We start from the raw sequence: 12,692 nt of genomic DNA, 5'->3' as shown, positions 1-12,692 counted from the left end.
GGCTGGAGCGTTTTCATTGATTCTGATAAATAAGGGGTTTATAGCGGGGGCGGGGAATTGGAATATTAGCTTCACGGGCGGCTGCTATCCATGCTTCTTTAGCCAGTTGTATTTCTTTGGCAGCTTCTTCCGGGCTAATCCCAAAAGCGGAGCATCCTTTTAAGTCAGGGATGTCAGCAATATAACCGCCGTCTTTTTCACTATAAAAGATGTTGATGTGATAGTCTTTCAATCTTCTTCGCCCTCCATTTGCAGGTTATATTTTTCAACCAGGGTTAAAAACTGGTTCAGTTGATATGGTTTTATCTTGCCATCAATTTCCTGAAGGTTGATAATTTCTTTAAGTGCGGGATGAACAAAAATGTGATGACTCCCATTTATACGTTTAAGTTCAAATCCATAGGCTGTAACTAACTTTATCATATCAGCAAAGCGAATATTGCGATTGTTGTTAAAGATTTTCTTCAAAAGTTTTTTTGGATTCATAACACACCCCTTTTAAAAGTATAACTTAATTTCTATAAGAAGACACGCAATAAAAAGGGAAATATTGCCTGATGGTGCTCTTGATGTCTGTAGTACAATTACCGGGAGCTTGGCAAGCTGGGGGCTGAAGTTATTTTTTGAGCAGAAATCCGGAGAATTGCAATTGTGATATATCTATCATTGCCGCCGGAAGCACTACTTTGAGCTGGCGGCCTGTGGTGTACCGGCTTTGCTGGCAGTTGCAGCCTACGTTTCAATCCTGCAATAAAGGATTCGATGGAATTTTGCGATATATCTATTAACAGCAGGAGTATCATTTACGAACTGCTTGCTTGTGCTGTACCGGTACTGGTAATATGTGACCGGTCCGGTCGTGGGCAGCTTGATGGTTTGGGAGAGCAGGTAGTTGCAGCTATACTGCTGGTTGAGACGAGGAGAAGCAAATATGAACATAAGCGAGACGATTCGGGATAAGAAGGTTCTGGTAACCGGGGGTACGGGGACGGTGGGGAAGAAGCTGGCCCAAAGATTGCTGGAACTGGAGGCGGCGGTAGTCCGCATTTACTCCCGTGATGAACATAAACAGTTTACTATACAGGAGCATTTTGCCTATCATGGCCTGGACATGAAACGGATGCGTTTTTTCCTGGGTGATGTCAGGGACAAGGAACGTTTGAAGAGATCGATGGAAGATATAGATATAGTATTTCACCTGGCTGCTTTAAAGCATGTACCGGCCTGCGAATATAATCCTTCGGAAGCGGTTAAGACCAATGTGATGGGAACCCAGAATGTAATCGAGTGTGCCATGGAAACAGGTGTTTCTGCAGTGGTCTATACCAGCACCGATAAGGCGGCTTCCCCTACCAATACTATGGGGGCCAGCAAATTGCTGGCGGAAAGGCTGATATCGTCCGCCGACCATTGGAAGGGTCCCCGGCAAATCAAGTTTCTTTCTGTACGTTTCGGCAACATTATTAATAGCCGGGGTTCGGTGGTTCCGCTCTTTGAAAAGCAGATTGCGCGGGGGGGACCGGTTACGGTGACCGACCCTGATATGACTCGCTTTTTCATGAGTGCCGACCGTGCGGTTGATTTGATTTTGGAATCTTTGGCTATGTCGCGGGGCGGTGAGACTTTTGTATTTAAGATGCCGGTTTTAAGGATTGGCGACCTGGCCCGGGCGGTGTTAGAGAATTCGGGCAAGGATGTGGAAATGAGCATAATCGGCCTGCGGCCCGGGGAGAAGATGTATGAAGAGTTAATGAGCGAGGAAGAAAGCGCCCGGGCGCTGGAAACGGATAAGATTTTTCTTATCCTGCCGTATGATTATGACCGCCGGCAGTATCAGGAGCGCTATGCAAATACCAGATTGCCTGAGATTGGCACATATAGCTCTACCGGCGCAGGACTCATGAGACTGGCGGATATTAAGGCTATGCTAAATGGAAACAGCGCTGCTGAGCTATGAAATGAAAGGGAGATAAGATGAGTTCTTTATATTCAATTGCTCGAGAAATGATGGATCTTTCCCATACGATGTTGGAAGCTTTGGATCATATTAATCGAAGAATGGCCGCAGGACACCTGGAAAGCACTTTTTATCTTTTCCAGGATATACTTGAGGCTTTTACCCTGGTTCAATCTCTTTTGGAGCAGTTGCCCGAAGAGCAGGGAATAACGCTTGAGAAGGTAAGCTTGAATTTCCAGAATTGTTTGGATTTAATGTTGCTTGCCTACCAATCCAATGACCTGGAAAAGGCCCATGTGGAATTGCAGTATGACCTGCTGCCTAATTTTATAAAATGGCAATATGAATTGGAGAAGGGCTTAAAACCCTATAAGGATTCTTAAGGTAAAAATGCTTAAAGCCCCGGATATCAATCCTTAGTAAAGCTGCTATAAACATTCTGGGAAGGTGTGAATGTGAAAATGATAGCACAGGCCAAAATCTCATTGGAGGAGGTAAAACAAGGAAGCTTGGAACGGCTTTATGTTGTTAACTCTAAAAAAAAGGATGAGGAAAAAAGTAAGCAAGAGAACCACCCGAGCCTTAGCCTGGTACCGATCAATAATAAACCGGATAAGAAAGATTGGCTGACAGCTCTTAATGAAAGCAATAAATTGCTGGTTTTGTCCAAGTATCATCTGCAGTTTAGAATCGACAAGGATAGTGAGCGTATTCAAGTTAAATTGATTGATGACGAAACCAAGGAAGTTATCAGAGAAATACCCCCGGAGCAGATGTTGAGGTTATCTGCCTTGATAAAGGAAAGGATTGAAACCTATTGTAAACTATTGGGGATATTTGTGGATGAAGTGGCTTGATAATTATTAAGTGTAAAACAGTAAATTCTCCACTTAAAATATCGATAATAAAACTAGATTTAATTTATCGCAAGGAGGCGGGCAAGATGCGGGTAGATATGCAAGGGACTGCAGCGGATTATTCCCCCGTAAAGGTAGTAAAGCCGGTTGGAGAGGCTGTAGAGGCAAAAGAAGCCAAGAAGGAAAAAATAAGTGCCGATTCTTTGTCGTTGAATGCCGAGAATGCAAAGAAGATGGAGGAAGTTGCCGGCATATTAAACGAGGTCATGAGGATTGCCAACTTTCATCTTGAATTTCAGCCCTACAAGGACAGTGATTCTTACCAGGTTAAGGTTGTTGATAGTGAAACCAAAGAAGTTATTAGGAAAATACCGCCGGACTATATGCTGGAGATGGCGGAAAAACTAAAAGAGATGATGAATGAAGTGGTGGGCTTGTTTGTAAACAAAATTGTTTAGATTTTGATTTAGTTCCGTAATTTCCTGTATGATGGGAGTGGGGCTGCTTTGCGAGGCCTATATGGAATAAAATAGTATGGTATACTGGGAGGAATATCTGTGAACATTCTGGTTACCGGTGGAGCCGGGTTTATCGGAAGATGGGTGGTTAAAAAACTGCTGGCGGAAGGTCAGCGGGTAGTTGCCCTGGACGATTTATCCAATGGCAGGTTAATGAATATAGATGAATTCAGGGATAGCCCTGATTTCTTGTTTATAGAGGGAGATATCAAGGAACGGGATAAGTTGGAGCAGGTGTTTGCCGGGGGGGTTGATCTGGTCTATCACCTGGCGGCCAGCATCAATGTGCAGGATTCCATAGATGATCCCCGTACAACTTTTGATAATGATGTGACCGGAACTTTCAACATATTGGAAGAATGCCGGCGGCAGAACATAAAGATGGTATTTATGTCTACCTGCATGGTTTACGAGCGCAGCATGGATGAGACCGGCATCACTGAGGAGCACCCGGTTAAACCGGCTTCACCTTACGCGGCCAGCAAGCTGGCGGGAGAGGCCCTGACCCTTTCCTATTATTACGCCTATGGCCTGCCCACAGTAGTAGTTCGGCCCTTCAATACCTATGGACCTTTCCAGAAATCCTCCGGCGAGGGTGGGGTGGTAGCCATTTTTATTCAGCGGGAACTGGCCGGAAAAGAGCTCAATATATACGGGGATGGCACCCAGACCCGTGATCTACTCTATGCGGAGGATTGCGCCGATTTTGTTATCCGGGCAGGTATGGACAAACGGGCGAATGGGCAAGTGCTTAATGCTGGGTTGGGGCGGGATATCAGCGTCAACGAGCTGGCCCGGATGATAGGCGGTAATGCCGGAAACATCAGGCATGTTGCTCATATTCATCCCCAGAGCGAAATCCAAAAACTGCTTTGCGACTATAGTAAAGCCCGCGAATTGCTGGATTGGCAGCCCCGGATAAGCTTGGAAGAAGGGTTGCAAAGAACCCGGGAGTGGATGATTGCCGGATGACGGAAGACAGAAGACGGATAGCGGATGTCAGGGGAAAAGAGGTAGTTTGAAACATGGCAATAGATGGTTTTATCCCTTATGGCAGGCAAAACATAGAGCAGGATGATATTGATGCGGTTGTAGAAGTTTTACGCTCTGCTTGGATCACCCAGGGACCCTGGGGAGAGGAGTTTGAAAAACAGGTGGCCGCCTACTGCGGGGTGTCCTATGCGGTGGCCTTTAACAGCGGCACCTCGGCTTTGCATGCCGCCATTTATGCTGCCCGGATAGGGCCGGGGGATGAAGTGATTACTTCCCCTATAACATTTCTGGCTACGGCCAATGCGGCTATTTACACAGGTGCCCGCCCGGTTTTTGTGGATATGGATATTAACAGCTATTGTATTGACCCGCAGCTGATTGAAGCGGCTATTACTCCTCGCAGCCGGGCCATTGTTCCAGTGGATTATGCCGGTTATCCGGTGGATATGAGCGTGATAAAGGAAATAGCCCGGAAGCATAATCTCCTGATTATAGAGGATGCCGCTCATGCCCTGGGGGCGTGGAGGCAGGGGCGAGCGGTAGGCCAGGATGCGGATATGAGCATTTTGAGTTTCCACCCGGTAAAACATATTACTACCGGGGAAGGAGGAATGGTGTTAACGAATAACCCGGAGCTGCAGGAGCGGCTGCGGCGATTTCGCAGCCATGGAATAGTGCGTGATGCCTCCCGGATGATGGAAAACTACGGACCCTGGTACTATGAAATGCAAAGCCTGGGTTATAATTTCCGCTTGAGCGATATCCAGGCAGCTCTGGGTATTTCCCAGTTGAAGAAATTGGAGAATTTTGTGGAGGAACGGCAGCGGATAGCCCGCTATTATGACCGGGCCTTTGCCGGCATGAAGCAGTTGAATATTCCGCCGCAGCCTGTTGCTGGTGATCGCCATGCCTATCATCTCTATCCTTTGCTCTTATCGTCCGGGATTGATCGCCGGAAACTATTCTCTTATCTGCGGGAGCGGGAAATAGGAGTACAAGTGCATTATATCCCGGTGCACCTGCAGCCCTACTACCGCAAAAACTACGCTTACGGTCCTGGTGATTTCCCGGTGGCAGAGGATTTCTACCGGCGAGAAATCAGCCTGCCCATTTTCCCTGGACTGAAGCGGGAAGAACAGGATTACGTGATTCATCATGTTTTAGCCGGCAGTCATCGGGAGTAGGCGCTGGTGGTCCTAATTTTACCAATCTGTATAAAGTTTTTGCCGGCATCACTCGATATTGTTCATAGGCCTATTTATAGGCCCATAGTCCATGGTCGATATCATATCGCGGGGAGGTTGAAAGATGAGTATGAATGCTCAGGCTTATAATCAATACAAGAAATCCGTGGTGGAAACCGTTGCTCCGGAAAAGTTGTTGCTTATGCTCTATGATGCGGCCATAAAAAACATAGATAATGCCAGGAAGGCCATAAAAGAAAAGGACATAAACCGGGCTCACGAGCAAATATTGAGGGCTGAAGAAATTATTGTAGAGCTGATGACTACTTTGAATATGGAATATGAAATATCCGGAAACTTGTTTCTTCTTTATGAGTATTTCTACCACCGCCTTACCCAGGCGAATGCTCAAAAAGAAATTGCGATACTGGACGAGGTGGAGGAATTCTTGCTGGAATTGAAGGGAACCTGGCAGGAGGCTATTAACACACTGAAGAGCAGCACTCACCAGGAGAGCAGGATTGCTTCAGTGCCAGCCGCTCCGGCTCCTACCGCAGCATGGAGTGCCAAACCGGTAAACCCGGTTGCTGCCAATGTACCCAAAGGGATTAATGTTACCGGTTAAACAAGCGAAGTGTTTTCCCGATAATTTCGATTATTATTAGAAAAGGTGAAGAAATGACGAAGCAGTTGGTGAGTCTCTTCGCTAATTAACTGGCGTAAGGGAGTTGCTGGTATTAGCGGGAGAGGTAGGGTTGATTGATGGAAGTGATGTTGCCAATTGAAAAAGCCCGGGGATTATACGGTGATTTGCTCCTGCTATCCAAGGAGCAGTTGTTGCTGGCTCGAAGCATTAATGCTGATAAAGACCTTGGCCAGGAGATGCTGAATCTATTCCAAAAACGCCAGGAAATAATGGAAGGGATTGATCTCCTGATGTCGGAGATAAATCAAGGGGAAAATAGGGACAATACAGTAAGCAGTAAAAATAGCCGGGTTGAATTCCCGCTTTCTCTGGGAAAACAGCAAGCGGAAGCACATGATAAAGTAATACAAGAAATTATCGCTATAATTAGAGAGATTCAGGCTCATGATGAGGTAGGACGAAAAATCATCCTGAACTCGCGCCAGGAAGCGGAAAAAGGGCTGGCCGATCTGAAAAGAAGCCAGGCAGCTTCGAATGCCTACTTGTATGTCGACACCTGCTCAGACGGCTGGTTTTTTGACCAGAAAAAATAGCGGGTTGAAATATGGCAGATTGGGGAATAATTTTATAATGACCAGGGAAATTATTTTAAGAATAATTGAAAGTTTTAAGCAGCAAAGGCAGAGTTATTTTCGTATGTTGGATTTAGCCGGTGAACAGCTGGCTATTCTGGAAAAAAACCGGGGCAAGGTATATGCAGATGAGATAGAAGTCCTGCTTGCTCGTAGAAATAAGCTTTTAGAGGAGATAAACCAGAATAACCAGGAAAATAGGAATCTTCAACAGAGAATAGTAAAAGAGCTGGGTTTAGAAGGATTTGTTCTGAGCCAGTTGGAGAATAAATTGGAATCTGAGCAGTATCAGGCTCTAAAAGAACAAATAAGCAATCTAAGCAAGCTTTTAGAAATGATTAGTGAAAAGGATCAACGAAGTCAGGAACTCATGCAGCAGGCCATAAATTCCCAACGGAAAAAAGGGCCCCGAAGCAGCAGCCGGCAGGCCAGCCAGGCCTACAAGCAATCCATGGAGCATAAAATTGATAGTTGATGGGGAGAGAGGACAATAATTTTTGTCCTCCTGCTTGCTCATGGCTAAGGAATAATTGCGTTATTTCTTGCTATTTTAATCTTTTCACAGTATAATTAGGCGTAAGGCTTAATGGGCTACTTTTTCCAGTGCACATTGGGCAAATTTCAAAAAAGCGAGGTTTTTTTCACATGTTTCAAGACAAGACTTTAGTGTGCCAGGATTGTGGACAGGAATTCGTTTTCACTGCTGGTGAACAGGAATTCTACAGTGAAAAAGGGTTTGAAAACGAGCCCAAACGATGCCGGGAATGTAGAGTGAATCGTCGTAATAGTCGCAGCAATAGCCGGGGGCCGCGCGAAATGTTCGCGGCAGTCTGTGCCGGTTGTGGAGCTGAGACCGAGGTTCCCTTTAGACCAGTTGAAGGCAGACCGGTCTACTGCATGGAATGTTTCCAAAAACAAAAAGAAGCAGCATACTAATCATGAATTTATTACCGGGCTTTATAAGCCCGGTTTTTACATTTCTGGGGCGGTGCGGGGAAGGTTTTTATTGTCATCTGGTTACTCCCGTGTTACCCCAGCTTTGTTTCGACAAGATTCTTTTCCGCTAAGGATTTTTAGGCGGCTTAGTAGTATAATATAGTTAACAACAGGGAAAGAGGTGTTTCTATGAAATTTATCATCAGAGGAAGGAACATTGAGATTACCGAAGCTCTAAAAGATTACACCACCAAGAGGCTTTCCAAGTTGGAGAAATACATCGATGATGTAAAGGAGGCACAGGTAGCTTTATCAATTGAGGGAGAGGATCATAAAGTCGAAGTTACTATACCCTTGAATGGAATAATCCTCCGGGGAGAGGAATTGAGCGATGATATGTACAGCTCCATTGATATGGTGGAGGAAAAGCTGGAGAAGCAGATTGAAAAGTATAAAACCCGGCTTTACCGGAGCAACCGGGGCGCAGGCCTGAAGAAAGCTCTGGCCGAGGAAATCAAGAATGAGTTGGATAAGGGCGAAAAAATCGAGAAGTTTAAGGTCGTTCGCAGCAAGAGATTTGCCTTAAAACCCATGGATGTAGAAGAAGCCATAATGCAAATGAACCTTTTGGGGCACAGCTTTTTTGTCTTCTTTAATCCCCAGAGCGAAGAGGTAAATGTAGTCTATAAAAGAAAAGACGGAAATTACGGTTTAATCGAGCCGGATTTCGATTAGTTGAAGCGAGTAAGGAAAAAGTGATAATATTAATATCAATGAAAATATTAGGAACCATAATGGTTCCTTCTTTTTTGCGAGGTATATAAGATGATTAAAAGAGTATTGAAATCCCTCTTGGATGATGATGAAAGAGAAGTAAGAAAACTCAGGCGAACGGTGGAGGTAATAAATTCCCTGGAAGCAAAGTTCCAGAAGTTGGCGGAGGAGGAGTTTCCGCAAAAAACCGGTGAATTTAAGGAAAGATTAAAGAATGGCGAGGAACTTGACGATATATTACCTGAGGCTTTTGCCTTGGTAAGGGAAGCTTCACGACGGGTTTTAGGCATGCGGCACTTTGATGTGCAGTTGATTGGGGGAATGGTTCTTCACCAGGGAAGGATCGCCGAGATGAAAACCGGTGAAGGTAAAACCCTGGTGGCTACCTTGCCGGCCTATTTGAATGCTCTGGAGGATAAAGGGGTTCACATCGTAACCGTTAATGATTACCTGGCGGCCCGCGATGCGGCCTGGATGGGACCGGTTTTGGAATATTGCGGCCTATCGGTAGGTTTAATTGTACACGGCTTAAGCTATGAGGAAAGAAAAGCCGCCTATGCCTGTGATGTCACTTATGGTACCAATAACGAAATGGGTTTCGATTACCTGCGTGACAATATGGTGGTGTCTGCGGACAATATGGTTCAGCGTGAGTTGCATTACGCCATTATTGATGAGGTTGACTCGATACTGGTTGATGAAGCCCGCACCCCTTTGATTATTTCGGGAGAAGGGGACAAACCTACCACCCTTTATTACCAGATTGCTAAATTTATACCCCGTTTGAGGAACGAAGAAGACTATAATGTGGACGAAAAGGCCCATGTAGTTACCCTGACCGAAGAAGGGGTAAAAAAGGTTGAGAAGTATTTTGCCATAGAGAATCTTTCCGAAAATATGGAACTTGCCCATCATGTAAACCAGGGCCTGAAGGCTCACAGCCTTATGAAGAGGGACCGGGATTATGTGATTAAAGATGAACAGGTAATAATAGTGGATGAATTTACCGGGCGCTTGATGTTTGGCCGCCGCTATAGCGATGGCCTGCACCAGGCTATTGAGGCCAAAGAGGGAGTAAAGATTGAAAAGGAGTCCCAAACCCTGGCCACTATTACCTTCCAGAACTATTTTCGCATGTACCATAAGCTGGGGGGAATGACGGGAACAGCCAAAACTGAAGAAGAGGAATTCCGCAAGATCTATGGTATGGATGTAGTTGGCATTCCTACCCACAACCCCATGATCAGGGAAGACCAGGCGGATATGGTTTATCGCACGGAAGAAGGGAAGTTCCGGGCGGTAGTAGAAGATATTATTTCCCGGCATCAAGCCAAACAGCCCGTTCTGGTGGGTACTATTTCGGTGGAAAAGTCCGAATACTTAAGCGCAATGCTGGCCAAAAGAGGGGTTAAACATCAGGTATTAAATGCCAAATACCATGAAAAAGAGGCGGAGATCATTGCCCAGGCGGGGCAGGAGGAAACGGTAACCATTGCCACCAACATGGCGGGACGAGGAACCGACATAGTATTGGGGGAAGGAATACAGGAATTGGGAGGTCTTTATGTTCTGGGAACGGAAAGACACGAATCCCGCCGTATAGACAACCAGCTGCGCGGGCGTTCCGGCCGCCAGGGGGATCCAGGCGAATCGCGTTTTTATGTTTCCCTGGAAGATGACCTGATGCGGCTCTTTGGCTCAGCCAATGTTGAAGGTCTTATGGATCGCCTGGGTATGGATGATGACATGCCCATTGAGCATAAAATGATAAGCCGTGCGATCGAAAGTGCCCAGAAGAAGGTAGAAGCCCGCAACTTCAGTATAAGAAAGAATGTTTTGGAGTATGACGATGTTATCAACCAGCAGCGGGAAGTAATGTACGGGGAACGCCGCAAGGTGCTCTTCGGCCAGGATCTGAAAGAAACCGTTTCCAGTATGGTGGATGATGTTATAGAGCAGGCAGTGGAGAGGTTTGCCGGTGAATTAAAATATTCGGATGAGTGGGATTTGCCAGCTTTTCTTTCCTATATTGAACAGAGTATCATTCCCCAACCTGATTTCCAGCAGGAGGATTTGCGGGGAATGCGAAAAACTGAAGTTGCGGCATTCCTGGCGGGAAAAACGCATACCCTCTATGAACAGCGGGAAAAAGAAATGGGCAGCGAGGTGATGCGGGAGCTGGAGAAGGCTATCCTCTTGCGGATAATTGATGAAAAATGGATGGATCATATTGATGCCATGGATCAGCTCCGCAATGGGATTTCCTTGCGGGCTTATGGTCAGAAGGACCCGTTAATCGAGTACAAATTCGAGGCCTTTGAAGCTTTTCAAATGATGATTGAAAGCATGAAGGAAGATGTGGTGCGCTACATCTTCCGGGTGAAGGTGGTTCGACAGCCGGAGGAAAGAAAAACCTTTGAGAACCAGGGGGAAGAGGCAGAGAAGAAGCCGGTACGCGTGGGTAAAAAGATAGGACGCAATGACCTCTGTCCCTGTGGAAGTGGAAAAAAGTACAAGAAATGTTGTGGGAGAGGGGTTAGTTAATGGATATAGCTACTTTTATCGGATTGGTAGTGGGCCTGGGAGGCCTGGCAGGAGGTTTCCTGCTGGAAGGCGCGCATTTGAGCAGCCTGTGGGGATATACCGCCTTTATAATAGTCTTTGGCGGCACCATAGGGGCTACTGTAGTATCCTATACGATGGAAGAGCTTAGGAAAGTGCCATTTTTTGTTAAAGTGGTATTTGGCGAAAAGAAAATCGATTATTTTAGCGTGATGGAAACACTGGTGGAAACGGCGGACAAGGCCAGGCGTGAGGGACTGCTCAGCCTGGAGAGCCAACTGGGGGAAATAGATAATGAATTCCTGTCTCGGGGACTGCAGCTGGTAATCGATGGTACCGACCCCGAATTAACCCGCAGCATGCTGGAAATGGAGATAGAGGCCCACGAGAAAAGCCAAAAAGTAGGTGTTGACATATTTATGACGGCTGGCGGTTTTGCTCCCACTATGGGTATAATCGGAACTGTTATGGGATTGATCCATGTTTTGAGTAATATATCCGAACCGGACAAGCTGGCCGGTGCTATTGCGGTGGCTTTTTTAGCCACCCTTTATGGTGTTGCTTCCGCCAATTGCCTGTGGATACCCTTTGGAACCAAGATAAAGGTAAAATCAGGCCGGGAAATCCTCTTGATGGAACTGGTCTTGGAAGGAATCCTTTCCATTCAAGCCGGGGAAAATCCCCGGGTCATCCGGGAAAAACTGATGACCTTCCTGCCGGCTGATGCCAGGGAAAAGGGGGCAGAACAGGAAAGAGCCAGGATGGGGATGTGATATAGATGGCTGGTCGTAGAAGAAAGAAAGTCCAGGATGAAGGACACGGTGGCATGGAACGCTGGCTTATCACCTATTCGGATTTGATTACCCTGTTAATGGTTTTTTTTGTTATGATGTATTCCATGAGCCAGATTAACGCCCAGAAATTTGCGGCTGTAGCTAATTCTTTGAGCCTGGTGCTCACCGGGCAGGCCATGTCCACCCTTAGTACCCAGGGGCCATCAATGGTTGAGGGCCTGTCCGGGCAGATGCTGCCTGAAGGGCCGGGTACCATCCCGGACAACCAGGGGCAACTGGACGAAGTTAAACGGATGATTGCCGAGTTCATTAAGGCAGAAGATCTGGCTAACGGTGAGGCCCAGAAGGGGGGGAATACCTCCACTACCCGCTTGAGTGACAGCCTGATAGTTTATGAGCAGGAGCGGGGACTGGTAATCAGTTTTAAAGATACCATGCTTTTTGCCAGCGGCTCGGATGAGCTTACCCCGCGAGCACGGGAAATCATTCAGCAGATAGGAGGAGCCTTGCTCAAGCTGCCCAATTATATCAGGGTGGAGGGTCATACCGATAACCGGCCTATCAATACGAGAAAATTCCCCTCCAACTGGGAGCTTTCCGTTTTGCGGGCTTCCAATGTGGTGCATGTTTTAAACGAGAATGCCCGTATTCCAGCGGAACGCCTGTCGATAATAGGTTATGGGGAACACCGTCCCCTGGTGGCCAATGATAGCGATGAAGGCCGGGCTATGAACCGCCGGGTGGATATAGTAATATTAAAGAAGAAATATGATTATTTTGAACCGCCTCAAAGCAACCCACAAGAGGTCGGTACTCAGGAATAATTATTGATATCAAGG

17 protein-coding genes are annotated in these 12,692 nt (G+C 46.4%); 15 read left to right on the top strand and 2 right to left on the bottom strand.

The features are described from left to right. Window positions 1–13 precede the first annotated feature (13 nt). Window positions 14–232, bottom strand: a complete 219-nt coding sequence (locus AWB54_RS00790) for a type II toxin-antitoxin system HicB family antitoxin (protein WP_061212742.1) — start codon at window positions 230–232, stop codon at window positions 14–16. After that, window positions 229–486 (bottom strand): type II toxin-antitoxin system HicA family toxin, encoded by a 258-nt coding sequence (locus AWB54_RS00785; RefSeq protein WP_061212741.1) that lies wholly within the window; start codon window positions 484–486, stop codon window positions 229–231. Before AWB54_RS00785 ends, AWB54_RS00790 begins: the two co-directional genes overlap by 4 nt. 276 nt (window positions 487–762) lie before the next feature. Between AWB54_RS00785 and AWB54_RS00780 the strand changes: the two genes are divergently transcribed. From AWB54_RS00780 to AWB54_RS00710, 15 genes are all read left to right on the top strand, one after another. Beyond that, entirely contained in the window at window positions 763–960 is a 198-nt protein-coding gene (locus tag AWB54_RS00780) for a hypothetical protein (protein WP_061212740.1), read from the top strand. Continuing rightward, a complete protein-coding gene (locus tag AWB54_RS00775; protein ID WP_061212739.1) occupies window positions 932–1,957 on the top strand; it encodes a UDP-N-acetylglucosamine 4,6-dehydratase family protein in 1,026 nt (341 codons plus the stop codon). The genes AWB54_RS00780 and AWB54_RS00775 overlap by 29 nt, the downstream gene beginning before the upstream one ends. Before the next feature lie 17 nt (window positions 1,958–1,974). Further along, window positions 1,975–2,340 (top strand): hypothetical protein, encoded by a 366-nt coding sequence (locus AWB54_RS00770; protein WP_061212738.1) that lies wholly within the window; start codon window positions 1,975–1,977, stop codon window positions 2,338–2,340. A 78-nt stretch (window positions 2,341–2,418) separates the two neighbouring features. Continuing rightward, on the top strand, window positions 2,419–2,814 hold the full coding sequence (locus tag AWB54_RS00765; RefSeq protein WP_235811056.1) for a flagellar protein FlaG: 396 nt from the start codon (window positions 2,419–2,421) through the stop codon (window positions 2,812–2,814). An 86-nt stretch (window positions 2,815–2,900) separates the two neighbouring features. Further along, a complete protein-coding gene (locus AWB54_RS00760; protein WP_061212736.1) occupies window positions 2,901–3,272 on the top strand; it encodes a flagellar protein FlaG in 372 nt (123 codons plus the stop codon). 99 nt (window positions 3,273–3,371) lie between these two features. Then, on the top strand, window positions 3,372–4,304 hold the full coding sequence (locus AWB54_RS00755; RefSeq protein WP_061212735.1) for a dTDP-glucose 4,6-dehydratase: 933 nt from the start codon (window positions 3,372–3,374) through the stop codon (window positions 4,302–4,304). A 53-nt stretch (window positions 4,305–4,357) separates the two neighbouring features. Then, window positions 4,358–5,509, top strand: a complete 1,152-nt coding sequence (gene pseC / locus AWB54_RS00750) for a UDP-4-amino-4,6-dideoxy-N-acetyl-beta-L-altrosamine transaminase (protein ID WP_061212734.1) — start codon at window positions 4,358–4,360, stop codon at window positions 5,507–5,509. A gap of 124 nt (window positions 5,510–5,633) precedes the next feature. Further along, complete coding sequence (gene fliS, locus AWB54_RS00745) at window positions 5,634–6,134, top strand: flagellar export chaperone FliS (protein WP_061212733.1); 501 nt, start codon at window positions 5,634–5,636, stop codon at window positions 6,132–6,134. Between the two features lie 134 nt (window positions 6,135–6,268). Further along, on the top strand, window positions 6,269–6,748 hold the full coding sequence (locus tag AWB54_RS00740) for a hypothetical protein (RefSeq protein ID WP_061212732.1): 480 nt from the start codon (window positions 6,269–6,271) through the stop codon (window positions 6,746–6,748). Window positions 6,749–6,785: 37 nt separating this feature from the next. Then, a complete protein-coding gene (locus AWB54_RS00735; protein WP_153014627.1) occupies window positions 6,786–7,262 on the top strand; it encodes a hypothetical protein in 477 nt (158 codons plus the stop codon). Between the two features lie 170 nt (window positions 7,263–7,432). Then, window positions 7,433–7,723: a zinc-ribbon domain containing protein gene (locus AWB54_RS00730; RefSeq protein ID WP_011639697.1), complete on the top strand. Its 291-nt coding sequence runs from the start codon at window positions 7,433–7,435 to the stop codon at window positions 7,721–7,723. A gap of 189 nt (window positions 7,724–7,912) precedes the next feature. Further along, window positions 7,913–8,458, top strand: a complete 546-nt coding sequence (gene hpf, locus AWB54_RS00725; protein WP_061212730.1) for a ribosome hibernation-promoting factor, HPF/YfiA family — start codon at window positions 7,913–7,915, stop codon at window positions 8,456–8,458. A gap of 90 nt (window positions 8,459–8,548) precedes the next feature. Then, entirely contained in the window at window positions 8,549–11,041 is a 2,493-nt protein-coding gene (gene secA, locus AWB54_RS00720) for a preprotein translocase subunit SecA (protein ID WP_061212729.1), read from the top strand. Continuing rightward, entirely contained in the window at window positions 11,041–11,832 is a 792-nt protein-coding gene (locus AWB54_RS00715; protein ID WP_061212728.1) for a flagellar motor protein, read from the top strand. Before secA ends, AWB54_RS00715 begins: the two co-directional genes overlap by 1 nt. 5 nt (window positions 11,833–11,837) lie before the next feature. After that, window positions 11,838–12,677, top strand: coding sequence for an OmpA/MotB family protein (locus AWB54_RS00710; RefSeq protein WP_061212727.1), 840 nt, complete (start codon window positions 11,838–11,840; stop codon window positions 12,675–12,677). The last annotated feature ends 15 nt before the right edge of the window (window positions 12,678–12,692 follow it).

The organism is Syntrophomonas wolfei subsp. methylbutyratica, assembly GCF_001570625.1.
In the GTDB taxonomy this organism is placed as follows: Bacteria; Bacillota; Syntrophomonadia; order Syntrophomonadales; family Syntrophomonadaceae; genus Syntrophomonas; species Syntrophomonas methylbutyratica.
This window is presented reverse-complemented; position numbering and strand designations above follow the sequence as displayed.